The sequence below is a fragment of the Dactylosporangium sp. NPDC049742 genome, assembly GCF_040674675.1.
GTDB lineage: Bacteria > Actinomycetota > Actinomycetes > Mycobacteriales > Micromonosporaceae > Dactylosporangium > Dactylosporangium maewongense.
The window spans coordinates 196,488-219,612 of sequence record NZ_JBFANF010000011.1 but is presented as its reverse complement, the minus strand read 5'-3'; the positions used below and the strand labels follow the sequence as shown (position 1 = coordinate 219,612).

General features: G+C 73.6%; 11 protein-coding genes and 1 pseudogene. 8 read left to right on the top strand and 4 right to left on the bottom strand.

Annotated elements, in window-relative coordinates; genetic code table 11:
• Nucleotides 1-89 precede the first annotated feature (89 nt).
• Nucleotides 90-2,954, top strand: a complete 2,865-nt coding sequence (locus AB0J72_RS17135; RefSeq protein ID WP_363399675.1) for a BTAD domain-containing putative transcriptional regulator — start codon at nucleotides 90-92, stop codon at nucleotides 2,952-2,954.
• An 85-nt stretch (nucleotides 2,955-3,039) separates the two neighbouring features.
• On the top strand, nucleotides 3,040-6,486 hold the full coding sequence (locus AB0J72_RS17130) for a discoidin domain-containing protein (RefSeq protein WP_363399673.1): 3,447 nt from the start codon (nucleotides 3,040-3,042) through the stop codon (nucleotides 6,484-6,486).
• A 129-nt stretch (nucleotides 6,487-6,615) separates the two neighbouring features.
• Here AB0J72_RS17130 and AB0J72_RS17125 read toward each other — a convergent pair whose 3' ends face one another.
• Nucleotides 6,616-7,725 (bottom strand): RNA repair domain-containing protein, encoded by a 1,110-nt coding sequence (locus tag AB0J72_RS17125; protein WP_363399671.1) that lies wholly within the window; start codon nucleotides 7,723-7,725, stop codon nucleotides 6,616-6,618.
• Between the two features lie 114 nt (nucleotides 7,726-7,839).
• Here AB0J72_RS17125 and AB0J72_RS17120 point away from each other — a divergent pair, with 114 nt between their 5' ends.
• Nucleotides 7,840-8,895, top strand: a complete 1,056-nt coding sequence (locus tag AB0J72_RS17120) for a glycoside hydrolase family 43 protein (RefSeq protein WP_363399669.1) — start codon at nucleotides 7,840-7,842, stop codon at nucleotides 8,893-8,895.
• A gap of 170 nt (nucleotides 8,896-9,065) precedes the next feature.
• Here the strand turns inward: AB0J72_RS17120 and AB0J72_RS17115 are convergent, their stop codons facing one another.
• Entirely contained in the window at nucleotides 9,066-9,371 is a 306-nt protein-coding gene (locus AB0J72_RS17115; RefSeq protein ID WP_203844309.1) for a hypothetical protein, read from the bottom strand.
• A gap of 15 nt (nucleotides 9,372-9,386) precedes the next feature.
• On the bottom strand, nucleotides 9,387-10,271 hold the full coding sequence (locus AB0J72_RS17110) for a hypothetical protein (RefSeq protein WP_344511260.1): 885 nt from the start codon (nucleotides 10,269-10,271) through the stop codon (nucleotides 9,387-9,389).
• Nucleotides 10,272-10,365: 94 nt separating this feature from the next.
• On the opposite strand from AB0J72_RS17110, the gene AB0J72_RS17105 reads away from it, so the two are divergent.
• The 5 genes and pseudogenes from AB0J72_RS17105 (at nucleotide 10,366) to AB0J72_RS17085 (ending at nucleotide 22,483) form a co-directional block, all read left to right on the top strand.
• Nucleotides 10,366-18,090: a hypothetical protein gene (locus AB0J72_RS17105; protein WP_363399666.1), complete on the top strand. Its 7,725-nt coding sequence runs from the start codon at nucleotides 10,366-10,368 to the stop codon at nucleotides 18,088-18,090.
• The gene (locus AB0J72_RS17100; RefSeq protein WP_363399664.1) at nucleotides 18,087-20,450 is read left to right on the top strand and encodes a right-handed parallel beta-helix repeat-containing protein; all 2,364 of its coding nucleotides are present in this window, start codon (nucleotides 18,087-18,089) and stop codon (nucleotides 20,448-20,450) included. The genes AB0J72_RS17105 and AB0J72_RS17100 overlap by 4 nt, the downstream gene beginning before the upstream one ends.
• Before the next feature lie 17 nt (nucleotides 20,451-20,467).
• Nucleotides 20,468-21,340, top strand: coding sequence for a ricin-type beta-trefoil lectin domain protein (locus AB0J72_RS17095; RefSeq protein ID WP_363399662.1), 873 nt, complete (start codon nucleotides 20,468-20,470; stop codon nucleotides 21,338-21,340).
• 49 nt (nucleotides 21,341-21,389) lie between these two features.
• Nucleotides 21,390-21,950 (top strand): annotated as a pseudogene (locus AB0J72_RS17090) (HEAT repeat domain-containing protein); the annotation flags it as partial.
• Nucleotides 21,951-22,045: 95 nt separating this feature from the next.
• A complete protein-coding gene (locus AB0J72_RS17085; protein ID WP_363399660.1) occupies nucleotides 22,046-22,483 on the top strand; it encodes a HEAT repeat domain-containing protein in 438 nt (145 codons plus the stop codon).
• Nucleotides 22,484-22,492: 9 nt separating this feature from the next.
• On the opposite strand, the gene AB0J72_RS17080 is transcribed toward AB0J72_RS17085, so the two are convergent.
• On the bottom strand, nucleotides 22,493-23,086 hold the full coding sequence (locus AB0J72_RS17080; RefSeq protein ID WP_363399658.1) for a hypothetical protein: 594 nt from the start codon (nucleotides 23,084-23,086) through the stop codon (nucleotides 22,493-22,495).
• Nucleotides 23,087-23,125 lie beyond the last annotated feature (39 nt).

Sequence of the window (23,125 nt, the reverse complement as noted above, 5' to 3'; positions counted from 1 at the left end):
GAATCCGGCTGCTTGCGTCGGCTGGCTAGCGTGCGACCGCATGCGGGGGGTGCCTGCCTCCGTGTTTGGGTTGGTGAAGGAGATGGGCTGTGACGGTCGACGGGGGCCGGGGCGGCCGCGTGCCTGATGACGGTCGCACGGCGAACGGCGAGGCGGACGACGTATCGGTCTCGGTGCTCGGGCCGATGCGCGTCCGGGTGGGCGGCCGCGAGACCGGCGTGGGCGGGCCGAGGCCACGGACCGTGCTGGCGCTGCTGGTCGCGGCGGGTGGCCGGGCCGTTCCGGCCGACACGCTCATCGAGCAGGTCTGGCCGAGGCGGCCGCCGGGTCGCGCCGACAACACCCTGCAGGGCTACATCGCCTCGCTGCGCCGGATCGTCGAGCCGGGGCGGGCCGCCCGGGCCGTGCCCCGGAGGCTGGTGCTGGACGGCGCCGGCTACGCCCTGCGGCTGTCCACGGCGAGCGTCGACGCCGACCGGTTCGAGCGGGCGGCGGCCGAGGCGCACGCGGCGCTCGTGGCGCACCGGCCCGGGACGGCCGCGGCCCTGCTCGACATGGCGCTGCCGCTGTGGCGGGGCCGTCCGTACGAGGACGTGCCGGATGCGCCGTTGCTGCTGGCCCACGCCGCCCTGCTGGAACGGACGCGCGCCACGGTGGAGGTGGACCGGCAGGCCGCCGCGATCGCCCTGGGCGAGCACGCGGGGGCGGTCGCGCGGCTGCAGGCCCTGGTTGAGGAGTCGCCGCTCGACGAGCGGCTCTGGGAGCTGTTGGCACTCGCGCAGTACCGGGCGGGCCGGCAGGGGGACGCGCTGGCCACCCTGCGCGCCGCGCGCCGCCGGCTCGCGGCCGACCTCGGGGTCGATCCCGGAGACCGGCTCCGCCGCCTGGAGCGGCAGGTCCTGGCCCAGGCGCCGGTGCTCGACGGCCCGGAGGCCGGCACCCCGGCCGAGTCGGCGCCACCGCCGGGGCGGCTCCCGGCGGCGGTGGACGAGCTGGTCGGCCGGGGACCGGCGACGGCGGACGTCGCGGTGCTGCTCGGCACGCACCGGCTGGTGACCCTGGTCGGGCCGGCCGGGGTGGGGAAGACCCGCCTGGCGCTGGAGGTCGGCCGTCCGGCGGCGGCCCGCCTGGCGGATCTCACCCCGGTGCGTGACGGGGCGCTGGTGGCCGCCACCGTCGCGCGGGCGCTCGGCCTCGTCGGGGTCGAGGATGCCGGACGGTTGACGCAGGTGCTGCACGGCCGCGAGACGCTGCTCGTGCTCGACAACTGCGAGCACCTGGCGGACGGGGCGGCCGAGGTGGTGACCGCCCTGCTGCAGTTCTGCCCGGGCGTGCGGGTGCTCGCCACGGCCCGGCAGCCGCTGCGGGTGGCCGGCGAGACGATCGTCGAGGTCGCCCCGCTGGCCCTCGGCGACGCCGTCGAGCTGTTCGTCCGGCGGGCGCGGTCGGCCCGGCCCGGCTGGTCCCCGGATCGGGGCGACGAGCAGCTGATCCGGCGGATCTGCGCGGCGGTCGACGGGCTGCCGCTCGCGGTGGAGATCGCCGCCGCGCGCTCCCGGGTGCTGCCCCTGGACCGGTTGGCGGACGGCCTGCTGGACCACGGCCGGCGGGGCGGGCCGGCGCGGCACCGTTCGTTGTCGGCGGCGCTGCGGTGGGGGTACTCACTGCTGGAGCCGGCCGAGCAGCGCCTGCTGCGGGTGGTGAGCGTGTTCGCCGGCTCGTTCACGCTCGACGCGGTCGACGGCCTGCTCGGCCGGCTGGACCCGGACCGGGCCGGCGGGCCGGCCGAGCGGATCGGTGAGCTGGTCGAGCGCTCGCTCGTGGTGCGGGAGCCCGGCGATCGGTACCGGCTGCTGCAGACGGTCCGGCAGTTCGCCCGGCGACTGGCGGCACCCGCCGAGCGGGACGCCGCGCGGCGGGCCCACCTGCACTGGATGTGCGAGACCGCCGAGGAGGCCGACCGGGCGATGGTCGCGGGCGGGGCCGGGCACTGGGGTGCGCGGCTGGCCCAGGAGCGCGACGACATCCGGCAGGCCTTCGCCACCGCCCGGAGCCTTCGCGACGCCGGATCGGCTCTGCGCATCGCGGCGGCGTTGCTGTGGTTCTGGTACCGGTGGGGATCGATCGCCGAGGGCACCGCCCTGTTGCGCGAGTTCCTCGGGGACGCGGCCCCGCCCGTAGTCGTCGCCCGGGCCCGCTTCGCCCTCGGTGCCCTGCGGTACCTCGCCGGCGACATCGCCGAGGCTCATGCGCTGACGACACTGGCCCGCGAGACCGCGGCCGAGGCCGGGGACCCGGTCACCGAGGCCCGCTGCCTCGGCTACGCCGCGCACTTCGCCGTGCTGGTGGGCGCGGATCCGCGCCAGGCCGTGGAGGATGCCGAGCGGGGCGTGCGGCTGGCCGCCACCACCGGCCTGGACTGGCTGTGGGCCGAGGCGTCGTCGTCGCTGGGACTGGTGCTCAGCCTCGTGGCCGGGCCGGAGGTGGCGGTGCCGCACCTGCACGCCGCCTGGCGGACCGCGCTCCGCTGCGGTCACGAGTGGGTCGCCTGCTCGGCGTCGTGGGCAGCGATCCGGATCGAGTGCGAGCAAGGGCGCCCCCGGGTCGCCGCCGGCCTCGGTGCGGAGGTCCTCACGCATCTGGTCCGGTCAGGTGACCGGACGACCTGGCTGATGATCGCCCACACGACCGCGGGGGCGCTGGCCGGCCTGGCCGGCCTGGCCGGGCGCGACGCCGCCGACGACGCGGCAGTGCTGCTCGGCGCGGTCGACGCCATGGCCGCCGAGATCGGTGTCGACGTCGGGCGGATCGATCCGCTGCACGCGCCTGCCGTCCGCGCGGCGGTCGAGGCGGCCCTGCCGGACGGGCGGTTCGAGGCCGCGGCCCGCCGGGGCCGGGCGCTGCGCCGGTCCGACGTCGTCACGCTGCTCCAGCGGTACCGGACGGCGGCCTGACCAGCGGTTCCAGTCGCTTCACAGTGGCGGTGCCGACACTGGCCCGGCCCCGCCCCGCACCCATGCGGGCGGTCTAGGAGGTCACGTGAGTACCGTCCCCCATAGGCGAACCCCTGGCCGGACGACGTTCCGGCGGCTGCGATGGTTCGCCGGCCTGCTCGCCCTCACCCTGTGCGTCGGCCTGACCCCGGCCGTGCCGGCCGCCGCGCAGGTCAACTGGGAGGAGCAGCAGTTCCGCGACCGGCTGTTCTCGGCCCACATGCGGGCGCACGACAACGGTCTGCAGGGACTCAAGGACCTGGTCCTGTCCGTCGCGGCGATGGACTGGCGGGTGGCGAACCCGTACGCCACGACGGAGGACATCACCCGGCACATGGTCCGCGTCAAGGCCGCCATCGACGCCCAGTACATCGCCGACGTCTACGGCAGCGGCGCCTATGCGGCGTTCGTGAAGATCATCGACGCGGCGTCCGGCGTGCCCGGCGTCAGCATCGCCACCCCCGGGCTCAAGGCCCTGCTGGAGAGCACGGTCGGTGACAACCTCGCGCAGACCGCGCTGATCGAGAACCAGGTCACCGGCGCCTACCAGACCAACATGTACCTGAGCCAGTATTACGGGGTCCAGGACACCGGCTGGGGTCAGGTCACCCGGCTCGGCCAGCAGGACCCGGCGTTCACCGCCGCCTGGAACGGCATGATCGGCGGCCGGACCGGCGTGGTGCTCGACGCGAGCATGGAACAGCTGCTCGCCGACCCGCTGCTGGCGACGTTCATCAACGTCGAGTCGATCCTGGAGCGGCAGCAGGACCAGGGCGCCTACCTGCAGGAGATCCGCCGCCAGGTGGAGGCGACCCTGACCACGCTGAGCGCGAAGAACGACCAGATCGTCGCGCAGCTGCGGGCCGCCTCGCTGCAGTACCCGGTCGGCCCCGGCCCGAAGCCGACGCCTGAGGCATACACCCAGGCGCGCGCCCAGGCCGCCGAGCGGCAGGTGGGGCTGGACGCGATGGGCTCCGGCCTCTTCGTGCTCTCGACGCTGGCCGGTTTCGTCGACCCGGAGCTCGGCAAGGACATCGCCACGATCGGCAAGGCCGGACTGTCGATCGCCACGGCGATCAACAACTATCTGCCGACGATCGCCGGCCTGTCCGTCGGTCAGGCGATGTCGTCGCTGAGCACGATGGCCCTCACCGGCAACATCCTCGGCGCGGTGATGACCATCCTGCCGATGTTCGCCTCCGGCCCCACTCCGGACCAGATCATCCTGCAGCAGATGAAAGAGCTGCGGATGGACATCGCCAACCTGCGCGACCAGATGAACGAGCGGTTCGACGCGATCGAACAGGCGCTCGTCATCGTGTACCGCGACATCACCACCCAGCTGGCCCGTCTCGAGGGAAGGATCGAGGACGTCCGGATCCAGCTGGACGACGTCCAGCGGACGTTGCTGGCGCTCGACTCGAAGGTCGACACGCTGGCGCTGTTCACCGCGCACTCGCTGCAGCAGGCGAGCCTCGACCAGCTGCAGAGCGACGTCAACGGTTACATCAACTACGAGAAGCGCACGAACACCCCGTTCCCGAGCTACGAGAAGTACGGCGAAGTGGAGAACACCTTCCACACCGCAGGGACGGTCAAGTCCTGGGACGTGCCCTTCGTGCAGACCGCCGCCGGCGACAAGGTCGACCCGGTAACGACGATCGGCCAGTTCGGCCCGAGTGGTTCGGTGTCGTACCTCACCTGGCTGGCCAACTTCCGGTACGGCACGGGGGTGCCGACGCCGGCCAGGACGGTGCCGAGCGCCAGCGTGTTCCAGCTCGCCTCCCGCGCCTACATGGCCCTGCAGCTGCAGAATCCGGTCTACGCCGGCCAAATGTCGGCGTACCGCTCCAACGAGCTGCAAGGCATCGGCAACGAGTATCTGGCGGCCACCCGATCGTTGAGCACCCCGGCCGCCGGCGGCGCTCCGAACAACACGTTCGTCGGGCTGGTCACCGACTACAAGACCCACTCCAGCGCGGTGTCCGACGCGCTGCTGGAAATCCGCAACCGGGTCTCCAGCACCGTCTACAGCCCGTTCGGAGGGCCCGACCAGACACCGGGCACCCGCATCACCGACGCGACGGTGCCCGTCTGCACCGGGACGGGGTCGGGGCTGAGCGCGCCCGCCAACGCGGCCAACGCGTCCCTGCCCAACCCGTACCAGGTCGCGCCGCTGGCCTTGCCCGACGACGGCAAGCCCAAGTACACGAGCTGCTGGACCGCGTCCTGGGTCGACACCGACGGCGACCCGCTCGAGTCGTTGTCGGGCAGCGTGGAGATCACGTTCGTCAACCGCGTCGAGTGGCCCGGTGAGGCGCCGCGGGACATCCGGAAGGTGACGGCCAAGCGGTACTTCGGCCAGATCTGCACCTACAACGCCAAGCTCGGGTCGAAGTGCAAGGTGCCACGGGACGAGGTGAAGAACGCCTGGACGTCCACCTACAAGCCGTTCATGGAGCAGTCCGGAGCGGTCGCCGTCGACCAGGCGGCGCTCGACGACGTCCGCAAGCGGGTCTCGTCCGCGCTCTACGGCAAGCAGATGTACTACTACCAGGTCGTGCGGGCGGAGCTCGCCGGTGACACGGTGCTGAGCCGGGCCAACCGGAAGCTCACCGAGACCATCGGGCTGATCCAGACGTACACCGAGCTGGCATTCCCGAAGGCGCTCGAGGGCAACGCGACGCTCAACGCGCTGCTCTACGGCAACCAGCGGCTGATCGGCGACCAGGTGGTGTCGCTGCCCAACCGGCCCGACGCGCTCAGGCTCCCCGGGGTGTCGGACGCGTTCGGCCGGGCGCTGGCCGCCTTCGCGGGCTGCCAGCCCGCCTCGACCGGGCGTCCGTGCCAGCCGGCCTTCACGCCCAACGTGAAGGCCGACCAGGCGGCGCCGTTCAACGTCGACTGCCCGGTGGCGGACCCGGTCGGCGAGCACGTCGCCAACTGCCTCGCCGGCTACCGGCAGCCGCGGGCCGACCTGCTCACGGCCCAGTACGCCCGGCACTCGAAGGAGCTGGCCGACGGCGCGTACGTCGAGGGCTCGCCCCAGGTCGAGGCGATCCTCGCGGAGCTGCGGGCGGTGAACGAGATCCTCCACCGGTCCAACCCGGTGTCACAGGGGCGCCCGGCGACGAGCTCCTCGGTCGAGGTGGAGAATTACGGCCTCGACGCCCGCTACGCGTTCGACGGCGACAGCACCACCCGCTGGTCGAGCAAGTACACCGACTCGGAGTGGCTGCAGGTCGACCTCGGCAGCGTGCAGCCCGTGCGGCGGATCGTCCTGGAGTGGGAGGTGGCGTACTCCCGGAAGTTCGAGATCCAGACGTCGTCCGACGGCACCACCTGGACGACGATCTACTCGACGGCCAGCGGCCCCGGCGGCACGCAGGCGCTCGCCGTCAACGGCACCGGCCGCTACGTGCGCCTGAGCAGCACGCAACGCGGCACCCAGTACGGCAACTCGTTGTGGGAGTTCAAGGTGTACAGCGCCTGACCTCTTCCGGCTGCCGGTCGTCCCGCACCTCGGGCCGGCCGGCAGCGCCGATCGCTCGACCGACTCGTGCTGTTGCCGTGCGCGGGACCGGTTCAAGCGATTCGTGCCGTTGCCGTGCGCGGGACCGGTTCAAGGACCGGCCGTGAGCAGCGCGGTCAGGCCGAAGTGGTCGGAGACGTACCGGGGGCGGTCGTCGACGGCGAACGGCCGGTCGCCGAAGCGCTGGATCTCGACCGGGACCAGGTGCTCGCCGCGCAGCAGGATCCGGTCGAGGCGGCCGGGGCGCCCGTTGGGGTCGCCGATCGCCGCCAGGGGATTCGCGGCGGGGTCGAAGGTGTAGCCGGCGTCGTACGGGTACAGCGCCGGCCACACGTCGACAATGCCGGGCATGGGGATCGGGGTGTCGTCGCCGAAGTTGACGTCGGCGAGGATCACGGCGGCGTCGACGTCGGGCCGGGACAGCCGCTCGTCGAGGAGCCGCAGCTCGTGGGCGCGGCGTCGCGGCGCGTCCGGCGCGCGGTTGCTCGTCAGGTGGGCGGCGGCGAAGGCGACCCGGACCCCGCCGACGGGCGCGACACCGACCACCTGCCGCCGGTGGGACTCGATGCGCAGCGGCCGGCGGCTCAGCAGGACGGTGCCGTAGGCCGCGTCGGCCGCCGGGCCGTCGGACACGTGGTAGCCGGACCGCACCCAGTCGGCGACGAGCAGCGCCGACCACAGCTCGTGCGTCACCTCGTGCAGGGCGATGACGTCGGCACCGAGGCCGCCGAGCAACTCGACGCAGGCAGGGACGCGCCGGTGCGGGTAGGTGCGGTGGCGCTCGTGGGCGTCGGAGAGCACGTTGTACACCGCGACCTGCACCGGCTCCCCGGCGGACGCCGCTCGGACCGGGGTTCCGGGCTGGGACGGCAGCAGTGCCGCGAGGTCCGTGCCGACCAGGTCGATCCGCGCCTGCCGGTCCCACACGACAGTGTCGCCGGCCCGCACGTACCGGACGCGATGCCACGGCACGTCGGACCCGGCGACGAACGCGGGCAGCGGCGACTCGCGGATGCCGGCGCCGCGCTCCTCGTAGCCGATGACGAACCGGCGTGCGTCGATCGCGGGGTCGTACCGGATCCGCGACACGACCTCCTGGATCGGGCGCATGCCGGTCAGCCCGGCCGGTCCGGGACCGTGCCGGCAGCCACCGGCGGCGACGCGGACGTCATCGGCGAACCGTACACCGGCTGCGTCCATACGACCGCGAACTTTAAATAAAGCTTACGATTTCGTCCCGGCCATTGATTGCCGCGCATCTATGGGGAGACTCGGTATGGAGTGATCCGATGCGGGTGACCGGGAGGACGAACCATGGCGAAGCTTCGGCATGCCCTGATCGGAGGTGTGGCCCTTCTCGGCGTGCTCGTGTTCGCCCCGGCCAGGGCCGCCGACGCGGGCGCGACCACGCTCGGCGGCGCCGATCCCAGCGTCATCAAGGTCGGCGGCCTGTACGTCGCGGCGAAGTCGGTCGACGGCGGCATCGCGATCCGCACCGCCACCACCCTCGCCGGCATCGCGGCCGCGCCGAAGAAGCAGGTGTGGCGCGACACCGGCGACCTCGGCGAGGTGTGGGCGCCGGAGATCGTCCACCAGGACGGCCGGTACCACGTCTACTTCTCCGCCGGTCGCAGCGCCGCCCATCGCATGTACCACATCAGCTCCGCGACCGCCGACTCCGGCTACTCGGCCGCCACGAAGGTCGCGCTCCCCGGCGACAAGTGGGCGATCGACGGGGTGCCGTTCACGTACCAGGGACAACGCTGGTTCGTGTGGTCCGGCTGGGCCGGCGACACGAACGTCGAGCAGAACCTCTACATCGCCCGCATGACCGGCCCGACCACGACGACCGGCGCCCGATACGTCATCTCCCAGCCGCGGGAGGCGTGGGAACGGACCGTGGGCAACCCGTACATCAACGAGGCACCGGAGCCGATCCTCGACCCGAACGGCCGGCTGCACATCGTGTACTCCGCCAACGGCAGCTGGAGCAGCAAGTACTGCCTCGCCGAGCTACGCCTACGGGCCGGCGGCGACCCGACCTACGTGTGGGACTGGTACAAGAGCAACGGCTGCCTCTTCGGCTCCTACGCGCCGAACATGATGACCGGTTGGGATGCCACGCTGTACGTCGACGGGCCGGGGCACCACACGTTCGTCCTCGAACGCGGCGACATCGCGACCAGCCCGCCGTCCGGCAGCCGGTTCCCGACGATGTACCACGCGGTCGCCAAGGGCACCCCGTACTCATGGTCCAACCGGTACTGGTACACCGGCACCGCGGTCTGGTGGGGCAACGTCACCTACCGCCGCGCCAACGTCCCCGGCCCCACCACCGACCTCGGCTACGGCCTGAAGTTCTTCGAATAGCCGGCGACCGTCGCGGCGTCCGGTCTTCCGGTCACCATCGCCGGGTGCGGTGCGGCCGGCACGCCGGGCCGTCGTGCCGGACGGGCGAATGGTGATCGTGTTGGCTATGGTGGCAGGCCCGCAACGGCCCTGCTGGTCCGCCTGGGAGTGGACCAGCAGGGGCGGTGGGGTCAGGAGCCGGCGGAGCGGATCTTGCCGGCCATGTCGACGTCCATCTCCTCCATCGAGGTGCGGATGTCGCGGAACTGCTTCGCGAAGTCGTTGATGCCCTTCATCGCGGCGAGGAGGCTGGTGTTGAACTTGTCGTACGACTCCTTCATCGCGGGGCTGGACTGCTGGAAGACCAGGCCGTCCTCGAGCAGGTTGGACACGTCGCTGCGCAGGGACTCGAGCATCGGGAGGATGTCGCGGACGGCGCCGTCGAGGCGGGTCGAGGTCGCCTCGATCTTGTCGTAGTCGAGTGAGATGTTGGGCATGGCGGGCTCCTTCGGTCAGACGCCGATCGGGTAGCTGGAGTAGTCGGTCTCGTCCTCGGGCGTGGTCTTCTCGACCTCGTCCCAGCGCGCGTACTGATCGCCGCGCGTGTACTTCGTCACCGTGCCGTCGCTTTCGGTCACGGTCATCGTGCCGCCGCCGCCCTCGTTCAGGGCGATGACGGTGTGCGTGGTCGAGCCGTCGCCCGCCGTGGTGTCGGTCACCGACGAGCCGTGCTCACCCGTCGTCGTCACCGAGTGGGTCGTGCTGCCGTCGCTGTAGGTGGTGTCCGTCGTGTACGACGTGCGATCCGCCGAATACGTGGTGGTCGAGGTGTACCGCTGGTCGCCGTTGACGACCGTGGTCTCCTCCTTGATCACGTTGTAGTTCTCGTCGAGCGTCAGGTGGGTGTGCACCGATCCCGTCTCGGTCGTGATCGTCGAGTCGGTCGGCGGCGGGCCCGGGTCGGTCGCGGAGCAGAAGCCCGGCATCGACCCGTCCGGCCCCGGCACGCAGTCACCGCGGTGCGCCTGCAGGTAGTCCCAGGCGTCCTTGGAGTCCTTCCAGCGGTCCAGGTCCAGGCTGGCGCCCATCATGCCCATCCCGTTGGCGATCTGGGCGTCGACGTCGAAGTACCCGTCGGCGACCGCGCCGAAGATGTCACCGAGCTCCCGCAGGTCGTCCTCGGCCTTGCTCATCGGGTGCTGGGCCATCCGGTACAGGCTGCGAAACGACCCAGCCAGTCCGTCGTTGCCGAACACCGCGTCCGAGTCCTCGTATTCGATGCTGCCGACCTGCGAGAACACCGTGTCGCCGAGCTTCGGCCCGATCCGGTCGGCGAGATCGTGCAGGTCCTTCTTGGCCTCGTGCAACAGCCCGTAGTCGATGGCGAAGTCGGGCAACGCGGCCTCCTCTCGTGGTCCCGCCTCGACCACGTGTGAACCGTCCGGCGGGTTCACACGTGGTCATGCAGATCCGCTGCGAGGGGGTGTCCGCGTGCCACGACCGACCGACTGGGACAAAGTCGGCCTCGGCGGCGACCCGACCCCCGGCGACCCCGCCCGGATCGACGAGGTCATCGCCTCGCTGCGCAGCCTCGGCACCGTCGCCCGCGAGGTCGACACCGCGCTCGCCGCCGTCCTGGACACCGCCGGCCCGGAGGCGTTCGCCGGCAAGACCGCCGAGGCGCTGCGGGAGAAGATCAGTGGCCGGCTGCGCGGCTTCGTGCAGAGCCTCGCCGAGGCGTTCGAGTGGTCGGCGACGGCGCTCACCACGTACGTGGCGGTGATGCGCGACGAGCAGTGGCGCGCCGACCAGGCACTCACCCAGGCCCGCGGGATGGCCGAGGACGACCCCGGCCGGCCGGCGCTCACCGACACCGCCCGCACCGCGGGGGAGCACCAGAGCGCCGCGGCCGACACCGCGTCGAACCGGATCGTCGAGGCGTACCAGAACATCAAGCAGCCCGTGTCCGGCTGCGAGGAGTTCTGGGAGATCTTCAAGTGGATCGCGATCGCCCTGATCCTGCCGGCGCTGGTCTTCGGCGGCCCGATCGCGCTCGTGGCCATCGGCGTCAACCTGGCCCTGTTCATCAAGACCGCGGTCGACTTCGCCCACGGCAACGCCACCGCGCTGGAGTTCTTCCTCTCCGCCCTGGGCATTCTCGCCCCGACCACCCGGGCCGTGCCGATCTTCCAGATCATCGCCGCCGGCGCGAAGTTCGCCTGGAACGGGCTGAAGGCCGGCGCGTTCGCGGTGTTCAAGTTCTTCGGCAACGCGTTCCGCGGCATCATCAGCCACCCGTTCGTGATCTTCCCCGGACTGCACGACATCGCGACCGTCGCCGGCACCTGGATCCGCAACGGCGTCCTGTGGCTGCGGACCGGCATCACCGACCTGCCCGCCCTCACCGGCATCGCGCTGTCGAAGGCGGGGCTCTTCGTCGTCAACGGCGTCCGCGGCATCCAGGCGTTCGCCACGAGCGTGCCCTCGATGGTCGCCAAGTTCGGCGCCAGCACCTGGACGTTCCTGAAGACCGAGTTCGGCGGCAACCGCTGGCTGCGGCTCTTCCTGCCCGCCGAGGCCGACGAGCTGCACCTCGGCGTGTGGAAGGCGATGAAGCTCGCCGTCTTCGACCGCGGTGTCCTGGGCCATCACCTGTACGGCCTGCCCCGCCCGCACGTCTTCCTCCCGGAGAGCGGGGGCGGCGGCGTACACCTGGACCTCAACGACGTGCGCACCGGCAACCTCACCGTCCCGCCCCGGATCGAGACCGTCAACGTCGGATCGTTCGAAGGCATCGGCAAGATCACCCCGACCCCGCCGGCGATGCAGCTGCACAGCACCATCGGCGACGGCTTCCACTTCAGCGGCGACGCGGTCCGCAGCATCGACGCCATCATGCTGTCGCCGATGGACACACTGACCCGGGTGCGGCTGGAGGGCATGAGCATCGGCATGCCAACCCTGCACACCTTCGACCCCGGCACGGGCGTCAGCGCCGGCGTACACCTGCAGCCGGTGTCGCCGGCACAGCACGCGGGCGTCGGCGGCAACCTGCACCTGCCGGCCGTCTCCGCGGTCACCGCCCCGCCGCCGAGCGCCCTGCTCGGCGGCGTCCATCTCGGTGAGACCGGCTCCATGGCGGGCGCCGTCCACCTGACCCCGCCGGGCGCCGTCACCCACAACGCCGTCCCGCCGGCGAGCGTTCTGGCCAACGCCGTCCCCCCGCCGGCAGGTCTCACCCACGCGGGCGCCACGCCGGTCCTCGCGACGGCCGTGCCGCCACCGGCGGGCCTCACGCATGCCGGTGTTTCGCCGGTACTGGCGAACGCCGCGCCCCCGCCGGCAGTCATCGCGAACGGCGTGCCGGCGCCCGGCGCGCTCACGCACGCCGGTCCCGCGCCGGTCGCGCTCGGGGACGCGATCACACCGGGCGCCCTCACGCACGCCACCCCGGCCCCGTCCGTCCACAACGGCCTGCACCTCGGCCCGCCACCCTCGGCGCACGCCGGGGCGATGGACCTGCTCGCCCAGCACCCGGGTGCGGCGCCCACCGCGCACACGCTGATCGGCACCCCGGGCGGCGCGGTCAACGGCGCCGGCGCCCGCATCGGCGATCACACCGCCCTCGCGGTCGGCGCCGAGCACGTGTCGCAGGACCTCGGCGCCCTGAGCCGGGGCCTCGACACCCCGCCGGTGTCCCAGCTCGTCGTCACCCGCCTCGACGGCGTCTCCGCCCACCCCGGCGCCCCGGCCACGACCCCGGCCCACCTCGCCGGCTCCCCGCCCGGCTCGAACGGTGCCGCGGGTCTGCACCCCACCCCGGCACACCTCGCCGGCTCCCCACCCGGCTCGAACGGTGCCGCGGGCCTGCACCCCACCCCGGCCCACGTCGCCGGCTCCCCGCCGAACGTGAACGGTGCGCTGCACGCGGCACCGCACAACGGTGACCTGGTCGTCCCGCACACGCCGGTGCCGCACGGCGCGGATCCGTCCGCCCTGCACGCCCCGCCCGCGCGCGACGCCGGTGCCCCGGCGATCCACGGCCCGCACCATGCCGGCACACCCACGGTCCACGTGCCCACCGGCGCCTCGGGCAGCCCCGCCCACCTCGCCGGTGTGCAGCCCCCACCCCCGGTCGCCCAGCTCGCCGTCGACGTCCGAGCCCTGAACGGCGCAGACAACACGGTCCGGACCGGCACCGGCGTCGACCTGGGTCCGGGCGGACGGGCCGGCAGCGACATCGACCCCGGGCCGGCCACCCCGCCCGGCGGCGGCGCGGCGGACGCCGGCGTCGACCCGGTCACCGTCACCCTCGCGCTCGGCCTGCTGCAGACCCAGCTCAGCCGGGGCGCGCCGCACGCCGGCGGCGCCGTGGTCCGGGACGTCGGCATCGCCCCGCCCCCGCCGGCGTCGAGCGCCCGACCGACCGGCGCACAACTGGACGCCGCCTGGCAGCGTGACAGCAACCGCATCGCCGGACTGTTCGGCGCCATGGACGATCCGCTGCGCCGGCAACGCCTGGACACCTGGGGCCAGTACACGGGAGCCCGCAACGAACTCGGCCGCGTCGAGGCACTCTGGAACGACATCCAGGCCCGGCCCGGGCAGTCGTCCAGCGGCCCGGGTGTCGCCCACGTGCACGCCGGCAACGCCCACCAGGCCGCCCTCATGCGCGTCGAACGCCTGGAGGCCGAGCTGCGCGGCCTCGGCGTCAACCCGGCCGCCATGGACGCCCGGATCTCCGAGCTCACCGCCAGTTCGCTGCGGGACCGGCCGCGGCTGCTCGGCGGCGGCGGCAACCTCTCGCGGATCGTCAACGACCTGTGGGCCGGCGCGCCGATCGACGGGCACGTCGTGCTCCGCGGCGCCGACGGTGGCGGGCTCGGGCTGCGGATCGACGAGCACGTCGACGCCGCCGGCGCGGTGCAGCTGCGGCTGATCGACGACGACGGCGCCGTGGTGCCGCACCCGACCGTGACGGAGTTCGACGGCGGGTACCAGATCGGCGGCGGCACCGGGTTCCGCCGCTTCGACGCCGACGGCGACCTCACCGAGGTCGGCACGGTCCTGCGCGGGCTCGACGGGCACGACCTGCAGGGCAGGTTCGTGGTGGAGCCGGTCGGCGGGTACGCCATGGGCGGCGTGCGGATCGAGAGCACCGGCGGCCACGCGATCACGCGGCACGGCGACGGCTTCCAGGTCGCCGACGGCGCCGGCTTCCACCGCTTCGACGCCACGGGCACCGCGACGGCCACCGGCCGCCCGCTGCGGGACGCGACGGGCGCCCCCGTCGGCGGCCAGTTCGTCGTCACCCACGGCGCCGGCGGCCACACCGTCGAGGTCGCCGACCCCAGGTTCACCACGGCCGTGCACGGCGGCGGGTTCCAGGTGACGGACACCGCCGCGCACCACGGCTTCCAGCGTTTCGACCACACCGGCGCGCTCACCGAGACCGGCCGGCCGCTGCGGGACGCGGGCGGCGGCGTGCTCGGCGACCGCTTCCACGTCCAGCCGACCGGCGGCGCGCCGGCCCGGATCGAGGTCACCGACGCCAGATTCACGGTCTCGGCACACGGCCCGGGGTTCCAGATCACCGACACCGCGGCGCACCACGCGTTCCAGCGCTTCGACCAGGCCGGCACCCTGACCGCGACGGGCCGCCCGCTCACCGACACGGGCGGCGGGGTCCTCGACCACCGGTTCTGGGTGACGGACGCGCACGGCGCCGGCGGCCGGATCGAGGTCACCGACCCCAGGTACACGGTCGCGGCGCACGGCGGCGGGTTCCAGGTCACCGACACCGCGGCACACCACGGGTTCCAGCGCTTCGACGGCGCCGGCGCCCTGACCGAGACCGGCCGGCCGCTGCGGGACGTGGGCGGCAACGTGCTCGGCGACCGGTTCCACGTCCAGCCGACCGGCGGCGCGGCCGCCCGCATCGAGGTCACCGACCCCCGGTTCACGGTCACGGCGCACGGCGGCGGGACCCAGATCACGGACACGCTCGGCGGCAACGCGTTCCAGCGCTTCGACGGCGCCGGCACCCATCTGGAGACCGGCACGCCGGTGCACGACCTCGCCGGCCGGGCCGACCGGGTCGTGGTCACCCCTGCCGCCGGCGGTGCCGGGCACGTCGAGGATCTGGCCGGCGTGCGGCTCCAGGGCCTCCAGGTCGCCGCGGACGGCGCCGGCTACCGGGTCACCGACCAGCTGGGCCTGCATGCCGGGGAGTTCCGCCGGTACGGCGCCGCCGGCAACCTCCTGGAGCAGTCCTTCAACGTGCTGCGCGACGCGGCACCCACCACCCGGCAGTTCGTCGTCAACGCCACCGGCCGGACCTGGCACCTCGCCGACAACGGCGTCCAGCTGCCCGCCGGCGCGTTCCACGCCGGGACCGTCGACGCGGCCGCCGCCGGCTCGGGGCGGGTCCGGCTGCTCAACCGGTCCGGCGTCGAGGTGTTCGACCGGCGCCCGATCCCGGGCGGCACCAGCCTCGACGTGTTCCGCCGCATCGACGGCGACTTCGGCCGCACCGCGCAGCGCCCGCAGTGGGTGGAGCTCACCCCCGACGGCCGGGTCGTCGACCACGGCGTACGCAGGTTCGACACCAACGCCGTCGGCTGGCGGGACGTCGACCACCACGGCCGGCTCGTGCACGAGTTCCGGCAGGGCCTCGGCGGCGGCGACGTCGTGGGGCTGCGCGGCGCCCTCGGCGACTGGACCTGGCACCGCTTCGACGACGCCGGCAACCGGCTCGGCCACGGCCCCCGCACCCTGGACCGCGACGGCGGCTGGACCGACCGGCTGCCCCCGGCCGGCGGCAACCCCGGGCCGGTCGTGCAGCGCCAGTGGGGCACCGCGCACGGCCCCGCGAACGCCGGCGTGTACCAGCAGTTCGACCTCGGCGCCGGCGGCGTGCGCCGGGACACGTGGCAGACGCACTCCCCGCACGGCAAGGACGCCGGGAAGCTCGAGGCGCTGCCGGGCGGCGACCGCCTGGAGACCCGCCGGTGGTCGGAGCAGCGGCCGCCGCAGTGGGCCCGCAAGTTCCTCGCCGGCGTCGACGAGGACGTGTTCCGCGCCAACCCGCACCTGCGCACCGACACCCGCTTCCAGCTCTACGAGTGGCGCCGCCTCGACGCCCACGGCAACGTGCGGGCGCAGGGCTTCCGGTTCGTCGGCATGAACGACGCCTCGTACGACTTCACCAACGCCGGCCGGTTCGTGCGCTCCAGCGCCAAGCTCGACCACGGCAACACCCTGAAGGTCGGCCACGACACCGTCGCGCTCCCGGGCGGCGCGGTCCGCGACGCCAACCGCATCCCGTGGACCGAGGGCAACGGCAACCTGTCGGGGCACCGGGTCAACGTCGGCCCGCACCCCGACGGCCGGATCTGGGAGGACCGGTTCGTCCCGGGGCAGCAGCAGGGCAACTGGTACGAGTTCGGCGGCCAGCAGCACTTCGTCGCCCGCGCCGGGTACGCCGACGGCTCGATCAAGGAGTTCCACCGGCCGCCCGCCGCCGGTGCCGCCGACGGCGGGTTCGCCAGCCGCGGCGCCGCGCACGAAGGCACCGGCGTCTGGGTGCGCAAGGACCCGCACGGCGTGGTCATCGGTCGCGCCGACGACTGGCCGGACCCGGCCGGCGGCGTCCACCGGGTCGAGGCCAACGCCCCGGAGCGCGCCGGCGCGTGGAGCTGGTCCGGCTACGACGCGCGCAGCGACAGCCGCACCTGGCAGTGGCGCGACGGCGCCGGGCAGACCGGCACCCGCGAATACGGGCGCGGCTTCAACGGCCCGCACACGACCTACGACGACTCCTTCCGCGACACGGTCCGCGGCGCCGACGGCCATCAGGTCCTCATCCGCGAGCGCCGGATGCTCGACGGCGGCGGCTACGTCGACTCGTGGCGGGTCGACCTGCCCGGCGGCGGGCACGAATGGCAGTGGCGGAAGATCGACAAGTACGGCAACGTCGCGGCGGCCCCGGGCGCCAACCCGCTGCGCCGCTGGTGGGACACCAACGCGGGAACCGGCGCCGGCGGCTGGGTCGCCGACTGGTTCGGCGGCGCGACCCGCTTCCGCGACGAGGTCACCGACGGCGCCGGCGCCGCGGTCGTGGTCCGGGAGATCCCGGCCGGCGCCGAGATCGGCCGGATCCGCGAGTACACCCTCGGCACCCCCGGCGCGTGGCGCGAGTTCGACATGGGCGCCACCGTCCGGGACCGCTCGCAGTTCGGCACCGGGTTCCTGGAGCGCGACGCCTGGCGCGGGCAGTGGCGCGAGTACGACAACACCGGGCTCACCATCGCCCGCCGCACCGACGACGGCTACGTCCTCGAACGCGGCGCCGGCGGGGCCTGGGAGCGCGTCGGCCGCGAGCTCGACTACCGCGGCGGCGTCACCGAGGTGCGCGGCTGGAACCGGCGCATCCGCGAGGCCAACCGCATGGAGTGGGGCGGCGAGCTGCGGCTCGGCACGCACACGGAGGCCCTGTACGAGCCGTACTGGAAGCTCGCCCTGCAGAAGGCGGCCCTGGAGTTCACCCAGGAGTTCCTGCTCGAGTTCGCCGCGAACCTCGCCGTGAACGGCATCGTCGACGCGATCGCCGGAACCCAGTTCAACGGCAAGGACGTGCTGAAGGCGTTCGCCAACGCCGCCGTCGGCGCGGCCGTGAAGCAGGCCGTCGGCTCGCTCGTGCACGACAACAAGTTCGGCGCCATGCAACGCTCCGGCGACTGGAAGGCCGGCCTCGCCAACATCGACGGCGGCAAGGGCTGGCACCGCAAGCCGCTCAACCACGACAAGCACTGGTCCAACGAGTGGGCCGGCAACGAGACCGCGACCCGCTGGCGCGGCGGCACCTACGACTTCGCGTTCAACGTGCCCGTCGCCGGGCTCACCGGCTTCGTCAACGGCAGCATGAACGCGGCCGTCTTCGGCATCACCGACGCCAACGGCAACACCGTCTACCTCACCGGCGGCGCCGCCGTCTACGACGGCCTGCTGTCGGCCGCGGCCGGCGTCACCGGCGCCGTCACCACCAGCATCGCCAAGACGCTCTTCAACTCCGGCCTCGGCGGCCGGGCGTTCCACCGTCAAGGGGTCGCCGAGTTCGCGCTCCAGCTGCCCTGGAAGATCATCGAGAAGACGGTCACGTCGCAGCTCCTCAAGGAGTTCCGCATGCACGACAACCCCTGGTACTACGCCAGATGACCAGGGTCCTGACCGTCTCCGGCGCCCGTGGCGGCCGCGGCACCCACCGGACGATCGCCGAGGCCGTGCGCGCCGCCGCGCCCGGCGACACCATCGTGGTCGCGCCGGGCCGCTACCCCGAGCCGGTCCGGCTCGACCGTGACGTGCACCTGCGCCCGGAGCACGGCACCGGCAGCGTCGAGATCGGCGCCCTGACCGTCACCGCCGCGGCCGCCACCGTCACCGGACTGGTCGTGCGCGGGACCGACCCGTCCCGCCCCGCCGTGTCGGTCCAGGACGGCGCCGGCGCGATCCTGGACCACGTCGAGGTGCACGGCGGCCGGATCGAGGCCCGCGCGGTCGACGCCGTCGCTGCCGTCGTCCTGCGCGACGTCGCCGTGCACGGCGCCGCCGGCACGGCGCTGCACCTCGCCGGCGACGTCAAGGCCGAAGGGTCCGACGTGCGCCTGGAGGCCGTCGCCGGGGTGGGGATCGTGCTGTCCGGCGCCGCCCAGCTCGCCGCGGTCCGGCTCCTCGTCCGCGCCACCGACGGGTCCGGGATCCGCGTGCGCGGCACCGCCCGGCTCAGTCTCACCGACTGCCGGATCGACCGGGCCGGCCGCGACGGGCTCCTCGTCGAGGACGCCGCGGCCGTGGTCGCCGACGAGTCCCGCATCGACCTGTCCGGCGCCGCCGCCGTCCAGGTGTCCGGCGCCGCCCGGGTCAGGCTCACCGACTGCCGCATCACCGGTGCGGGCGCCAGCGGTCTCGTCGTCACCGACGACGCCGAGCTCACCGCGGCCGGCTGCACCGTCCGCGACACCTCCGCCAACGCGCTCCTCGCCGTCGGCGCCGCCCGCGCCGTCCTCGACGGCTGCCACCTCACCGGCGCCGGGTTCAGCGCCGTGCACACCGGCGGCACCGCCGACGTGCAGCTGACCGCGTGCCGGGTGCGGCACGGCGCCGAGCACGGCGTCCACGCCGTGGAGCAGTCCCGGGTCACGCTCACCGACTGCGACCTGCGCGACCTCACCATGACCGGCCTGCACGCCGGCGACCGCGCCTGCCTCACCGTGGCCGGCTGCACGATCTCCGACGTCGCCACCGGCGTGCGGATCGCCTCCTCGTCCCCCGCCGACCTGCGCCAGTGCGCCGTCCTGCGGCCCAAGGAGGTCGGCGTCGAGGTCGTCGCCGGAGGCGCGCTCACCCTGACCGGCGGTCGCGTCACCGACGCGGGTGCCGCGGGCATCGTCATCGACACCGCCGCCACGGTACGGATCACCGCCGCCGACGTCACCGGCGGAGGAGGCTCCGGACTGGTCGCGTGGACCGGCTCCCGCCCGCAGGTGGAAGGGCTGCGCGTCGACGGCGTCGCGAAGAACGGCATCTACGTCGCCCAGGGCGCCGGCGGGCAGTTCACCCGGTGCGACGTGACCGCGACCGGCTTCGCCGGCCTGCACGTCGACACCGCCGCCGACCCGGTGTTCCATGACTGCCGCATCCACGACGCCGCCACCGGGCTCGCGCTGCCGGCCACGTCCCCGGAGGTCACCGCCGTCCCCGCCCCCGACGAGCTCTCGCTCGACGACCTGCTCGGCGAGCTGGCCGAGCTGGTCGGCCTCGACCGCGTCAAACGCGACGTCGGCACGCTCGTCAAGCTCATGCAGACCGTCCGCCGCCGCGAGGAGGCCGGCCTGCCCGCCCCGCCGCTGAGCCGGCACCTGGTCTTCGCCGGCAACCCCGGCACCGGCAAGACGACCGTCGCCCGCCTCTACGGCCGGTTGCTCAAGGCCCTCGGCCTGCTGCGCCGCGGCCACCTCGTCGAGGTCGACCGCAGCGCCCTCGTCGGCGAGTACGTCGGCCACACCGGCCCGAAGACCGCCGCCGCCGTCACCAGCGCCCTCGGCGGCGTCCTGTTCATCGACGAGGCCTACTCGCTCGTGCCCCGCTACGGCGGCAACGACTTCGGCCAGGAGGCCATCGCCACCCTGGTCAAGATGATGGAGGACCACCGCGACGACGTCATCGTCATCGTCGCCGGCTACCCGGGCGAGATGGACCGCTTCATCGGCGCGAACCCGGGCCTGGCCTCACGCTTCACCCGCACCCTGCACTTCGACGACTACGACACCCCAGAGCTGGTCGCCATCGTCGAACACCAGGCCGCCGGACACCGGTACGAACTCACCGACGCCGCCCGCGGCGGCCTCGTCGACTACTTCACCGCCCTGCCCCGCGGCGAAGGCTTCGGCAACGGCCGCCTGGCCCGCCAGGTCTTCCAGGAGATGACCGAACGCCAGGCCCAACGCGTCGCCGAGCTCCCCGAAGCCACCGGCGACGACCTCGTCCTGCTCGCCCCCGAAGACCTGCCCACCCGATAGCCCCGACTGGAGCAGCCATGTCCCCGTTCGCCGACGCCTTCACCCGCCGCCCCACCGTGCCCCGCCGGGGCTTCATCCCGGCGCCCCGCGTGTTCGTGGTGTCGGGTGTGGTACTCGCCGTGGCGGCCCTGCCGTTCATCCTGCCCTCGGGTCCCGCGGCTGACGCCGGCCGCACCGCCGGCCCGGACTTCGTTCCCCGCCCCGCGGCGGCGACCTCCACCGCTGCGACGCCGCCCGCTCCCACGGCCGGTCCCGCCGCCTCCAGCTCTCCCACGCCCCCCGGTGGCTCGGGTGGCAACGGCTCAGCCGGCCCGGGGCCCGGCTCAGGCGGGTCGGGCTCCGGCGCGGGTGCTGGCGCGGGCGCCGGTGGTGCGGGTGCGGGCGGGTCGGGTGCGGGCGGGTCCGGCTCCGGCGGCACGTCGAACGGAGCCCCGGCGGGCGTCACCACGACCGCGGCCGCCGCCCCGGCGAAGACCACCGCCAAGGCCGCCGCCCCGCCGCCGCCCTCGATTCCCGGTCGCGCGATCGTCGGCGTCCAGTCCGGCCTCTGCCTCAGCGCCGCCGCGGGCAAGGACGGCACCGCCCTGGTGATCGCCACCTGCAACGGCTCCGCCGCCCAGCACTGGGAGACCCTCCCCGACGGCACCATCCGCTCCGTGAGCCTCTGCATGGACGCCGCCTGGGCCGGCACGGACGTCTACACCGTCGTCCAGGTCGCCTACTGCAGCGGCAACCGCGCCCAGCAATGGCGCCTCAACGCCTCCAACGACCTCGTCAACGTCAACGCCGACAAGTGCGCCGACGTCATCGAACGCCGCACCACCACCGGCAGCCCCGTCAAGCTGTACTGGTGCAACGGCCAGGACAACCAGAAATGGTTCTGGCGCTGACCGTCGAGCCGTCGGCGCGGTTCGCGGCTGTGGCACGGCCAGTACCCTCATGTACGTGGGCGATGCGGACGAGGCCGCGCACGAGCGGCGGGATGCCCTGCTCGAAGAGGCGTTCCTGGCCGAGGAGCCGTGGGATCGCCGTCGGGCGCTGAGCATCCTGGCTCGCGACTGGCTCGCCGACCCCGACGTCCGCGAGTTGCTGCGCGAGTGCGCCCTCGGCGATCCGGACGGGGACGTCCGGGACGCGATGCTCGAAACCATCGCCCACCGCGGTCGTGCGGAGCCGGAGACGGTCGAGTGGCTGTTCGCGCTGGCGACCGGTGCCGATGAGCGGCGGCTACGGCGTACCGCGCTCGTCCAGCTCGCGCAGTTGCGTCCCGCCGATCCCCGGGTCCGGCCCCTGGTGCGGGTCCGGGCGGTCGACGACCCGGAGGGTTACGTTCGCCGCCAGGCCGTCGCCGCGTACGCGAGCGGCTGGCGCGACGAACCGGGCACCGTTGCCTGGCTGCTGGAGCGCGGCGTGGCCGACCCCGACCACAACGTGCGCCGGCAGGTGGTCAACTCGCTGGCCCGGCTGTGGCCGGGCCATCCGCGGGCGGGCGCGCACGTGCGCGGGCGCGTGCGCGAGGACGGACACGGCGCGGTGCGGCACGAGGCGGCGTACTGGCTGGCCCACGGCTGGCCGACGCGCCCGGCACCGAAGCGGTGCTGCGCCGGTGCGCCGTCGCGGACCCGGCCGATAAGGTCCGCCGGTGCGCGATCGACGTGCTTGCCGGGTCGGCCTCGCATTCGCCGCCGTACGAGTACCGCCCCGGCCTGTGGCGTGACCGCCCCGGCGTGGTGGCGCTGGTTCGCGAGCGCGCGCTCGACGATCCGTCGCCGCTGGTGCGCCGCGCGTGCCTGGAGACCCTCGCCGCCGGTTGGACGGCCGACCCGCAAGTGCGCTCGATGCTGCGCGAGCGGGCCGTCGCCGACCCGGACTGTTCCGTGCGGACCGGCGTGTGGGAGGCACTGGTCCGCCGGTGGCCCGCCGATCCATCCACAGTGGACCTCCTGCGGGAGCGGGCCGCCGCCGAACCCACCGACCTGGGGCGCCGCAACGCGCTGCGTGTTCTTGCCGAGGCGTCCGGTTGCGCCGAGTAGGCGCCGGCGTCACAGATCCAGGCGGTACCCCAGCCGCAGGCGCAGTTCCACGCACACCTCGTCGGCCGGGATCGTGTAGACCGCCGGGCCGCCCCAGTCGGCGTACTCCCGGTCGTGGTCGGCGATGTCGTTCTCGGACAGGTCGAGCAGGGTGAGCCTGTCGAGGGCCGCCGCGCGCAACAGTGCGCCCAGCCCGCCGCAGCGTACGTTGCGCAGTACCAGTTCCCGCAGGGCGGGCATCGACGCTTCAGCCAGTGCATCGAAGCCTTCCGGCGTCACCGGGTTGCCGCTGAGGTCGAGCCGGGTCACGGTGGTGCGCAGCGGGCTGCTGGTGAGTGCGCGGATGCCGTCGTGGCCGAGCGCGTTGCCGACCAGCTCCAGGTGCGTCACGGCGGTCAATGCGGGGTTGGCCGCCAATGCCGCGGTCCCGCTGTCGCCGAGCTGGTTGTGGTGCAGCGCGAGCCGCTCCACGTCGGCGAACCGGGTGTCGGTACGCAGCAGACCGTACGAGTCGGGCTCCAGCCCGACGTCGCGCAACGTCACCGACCGGGTCTGCGCGGCCCGGCTCAGCTGTTCGGCCAGCTCTCGATGCCCATCGCTCATGCGTCCGCGCCTCTCCGTAGGAAGTACCGGTCATCGACC